The sequence below is a fragment of the Paenibacillus sp. 32352 genome (assembly GCF_002042965.1).
In the GTDB taxonomy this organism is placed as follows: Bacteria; Bacillota; Bacilli; order Paenibacillales; family NBRC-103111; genus Paenibacillus_S; species Paenibacillus_S vulneris.
In genome coordinates this window covers 1-325 of sequence record NZ_MZNT01000057.1, presented here as the reverse complement: position 1 = coordinate 325, position 325 = coordinate 1, and the positions used below count along the sequence as shown (strand labels likewise).

The following is a 325-nucleotide window of genomic DNA, read 5'->3' as shown; positions in this document are numbered from 1 at the left end:
AACACACCCATCCTGGTGCCCCCCGCTGCAGGAGAAGCCCTCTTGATCTACGTCGCCGCTACCACTCAGGTGGTCAGCGCCGCGATCGTGGTCGAAAGACGAGAAGAAGGGCATGCATTGCCCGTCCAGAGGCCGGTCTACTTCATCAGTGAAGTCTTATCCGAGACCAAGATCCGCTACCCACAAATCCAGAAGCTGTTGTACGCGGTGATCCTTACACGGCGGAAGTTGCGACACTACTTCGAGTCTCATCCGGTGACTGTGGTGTCATCCTTCCCCCTGGGGGAGATCATCCAGTGCCGGGAAGCCTCGGGACGGATCGCGA

At 58.8% G+C, this 325-nt stretch carries 1 protein-coding gene; it reads left to right on the top strand.

Going from position 1 to position 325, the window contains the following annotated elements; genetic code table 11:
• Positions 1-42 precede the first annotated feature (42 nt).
• A partial coding sequence (locus B1728_RS35545; protein ID WP_144028116.1) for an RNase H-like domain-containing protein occupies positions 43-325 on the top strand: 283 nt, incomplete at its 3' end.